The organism is Spongiactinospora gelatinilytica (genome assembly GCF_003236385.1).
Taxonomy (GTDB): Bacteria; Actinomycetota; Actinomycetes; order Streptosporangiales; family Streptosporangiaceae; genus Spongiactinospora; species Spongiactinospora gelatinilytica.
Genome location: NZ_POUA01000604.1, coordinates 1 through 2,747 on the forward strand (window position 1 = coordinate 1; position 2,747 = coordinate 2,747).

At 76.2% G+C, this 2,747-nt stretch carries 2 protein-coding genes; one reads left to right on the forward strand and one right to left on the reverse strand.

Annotated features, from left to right (window positions below):
• Positions 1 to 1,037: S1C family serine protease (locus C1I98_RS37555; RefSeq protein WP_111172006.1), on the forward strand; the 1,037-nt coding region annotated here is incomplete at its 5' end.
• Here C1I98_RS37555 and cydC read toward each other — a convergent pair.
• Positions 1,012 to 2,742, reverse strand: coding sequence for a thiol reductant ABC exporter subunit CydC (gene cydC, locus C1I98_RS37560; RefSeq protein WP_233508526.1), 1,731 nt, complete (start codon positions 2,740 to 2,742; stop codon positions 1,012 to 1,014). The two genes, C1I98_RS37555 and cydC, sit on opposite strands and share 26 nt — an antisense overlap.
• Positions 2,743 to 2,747: the final 5 nt, after the last annotated feature.

Genomic DNA, 2,747 nt, shown 5'->3' on the forward strand with positions numbered 1-2,747 from the left:
GGGTCACGGGGGCTTTCGCGGCCAGCGCCTTCGGCGGTGATCGCACCGTGGCGAGCAGCCCGGTGCTCAGCCCGGTCGCCGACTCCGGCGCGGGGACCGTGGCCAGCGTGGCGCAGGCCGTGCAGCCCTCGGTGGTGTCCATCCAGGCCGGGAACGGCGGCGGCTCCGGCGTGGTCCTCAGCGCGGACGGCCTGATCCTCACCAACAACCACGTCGCCGCGCTGGCGAGCGGCGGTGCCGAGATCACCGTCAGGTTCAACGACGGCCGGACCGCCAAGGCGACGGTCAAGGGCACCGACCCGGCCACCGACCTCGCCGTGCTCCAGGCGAGCGGCGTGTCCGGGCTGACCGCGGCGTCGCTGGGCGACAGCGACCGGCTCAAGGTCGGTGACTCGGTACTGGCCATCGGCAGCCCGCTGGGGCTGGCCGGATCGGTGACCGCGGGCATCGTCAGCGCGCTGAACCGCACGGTCAACGTCGGCGGCGAGGAGCCGCCCGGGCAGCAGTTCCCGCCCGGCTGGGGACGCGAGCGGCGGCAGGAGCAGCCGAGCGAGCCGACGACCATCGGCGGCGCGATCCAGACCGACGCCGCGATCAACCACGGCAACTCCGGCGGCGCGCTGGTCAACGCGAGCGGGCAGGTCGTGGGCATCAACACCGCGATCGCCACGGCGGGCAGCGAGGGCAACATCGGCGTGGGTTTCGCGATCCCGATCAACACCGCCAAGAAGGTCGCCGACCAGCTCATCAAGAACGGCGACGTACGGCACGCCCAGCTCGGCGTGACCGTCCAGGACTCCACTGGCGGCACGGCCGGGGCGCTGGTCGGCTCGGTGGCCGAGGGCAGCGCCGCCGCCAAGGCGGGCCTGCGGCAGGGCGACCTGATCACCAAGATCGACGACCGGCCGATCGACGCCTCCGACACCCTGGTCGGCATGATCCGCGGATTCGGCCCCGGCCAGCAGATCACCATCACCTACGTCCGCGACGGCCAGACCCACACCGCCAAGGTCACCCTCGCGGAGAAGACCGAGTAGACGCGGATCCCCATTCGCCGAAAGCGCGGCGCCCCCGGCCATCAGGCCGGGGGCGTCGCCGTCCCTGGAGCCTGCGACGGGCGTGGCCGATGGCCGGGACCCCGTCGTGCAGGAGGTCCAGGACGCGCAGCCGGTGGGTGACGAGCAGGGTGGTACGGCCGTGCGTGGCGTCCAGCAGGTCGCTCATCAGCGCGTCGGCGGTCGTCTCGTCAAGGGCTTCGGCGGGCTCGTCGAGCAGCAGGATCTCCGGGTCGTACAGCAGGGCGCGGGCCAGCGCCAGGCGCTGGAGCTGGCCGCCGGAGACGGTGCGGGCGTCCTCGCCGAGCCGGGCGTCCCAGCCGGTCCGCTCGACCCAGCGGTCCAGCCTCGCCCGGCGTACGGCCGATTGCAGTTCCTCGTCGTCCGCGTCCGGCCCGGCCAGCCGGAGGTTGTCGCGCAGGGTCGCCTGGAAGATGTAGGGGTCCTGGGTCAGGCCGGTGATCCGCTCGCGTACCGCCTCGGGGGTCAGGTCGCGGATGTCGGCCGAGCCGCCCGGGCCGGTGAGCCGGATACCGCCCGACTCCGGGTCCACAAGGCGCATCAGCACGGCCAGCAGCGTGCTCTTGCCCGCGCCGCTCGGGCCGACCAGGGCGGTCCGCTTGCCCGGGGTGAGGGTGAGGCCGACGCCGTCGAGCGCGGGGACGCGGCCCTCGCCGTGCCGTACCACCAGGTCGCGGACCTCGACGGTGAGCGGACCGGCGGGCGGCTCGGCGGGCGCGGCGGGCTCGGCCACGGCGGGCGGGGTGGCCCGCACCTCGCGCAGCCGGCGCAGCGCGGCGGTGATCCCGGCCAGCCGTTCCCCGGCCGCCGTGAGCGGCAGCACCGGCTCGAAGGCGACCAGCGCGCTGAGCGCGAGTACCGCGGTGGCCACCTGCCCGGCGCCCGCGGCCTGCGCGGCGAGCACCACGCCCGCCACGGTGAGGCCCTGGGTCAGCACGCCCGCGGCCAGCGCCGCGGCGTTCGTCCTGGACTGCCGCCGCTCCAGGGCGGCCAGCCGGCCGTCGGCGGCGTCCGTGGCGGCCAGGGCCCTGCCGTTCGCGCCGTAGGCGGCGAGGTCGGCGGCGCCGTGGACCAGGTCGGCCACCCGGGCGGCCAGCTCGGCGCGGGCCGGGGCGATCGCGGCCGACCAGCGCCGGGCCGCGGCCGCCGTGCCGGCGGGCAGCAGTACCCCGGCGACGAGCAGCCCGGCGAGCAGGATCAGGGCCGCCGCGGGCAGCAGGAACCCCGCCAGCACGACGGCCGCCGCGCCGGTGATCAGCGCGGCGATCGCCGGGAGCAGGCAGCGCACCAGCAGGTCCTGGACCGCGTCGGTGTCGTCCACCATGCGGCTGAGCAGGTCGGCGCCGCCGTGCGCGAGCGGGCGGGCCGGGACCAGCGCGTCGTACAGCCGTTCCCTGGTCGTGGCCTGGGCCCGCAGCGCGACGTCATGCCCGGACAGGCGCTCGGCGTACCGGAAGACGCCACGGGTGGTGGCGAACGCCCGGACGGCCACGATCGCCACGCTCAGCGCGGCCAGCGAGGGCTGCTGCGCGGCCCTGGTGATCAGCCATGCCGCCGACGCGATCAGGCCGAGCCCGGCCAGGTCCGCCGCGGCCCCGGCGGCGGCGGCGACCACCAACCGCCGTCGGCCACCCCACCCGATCACCCCGCCCCAGCGCCCGCTCACAGGCC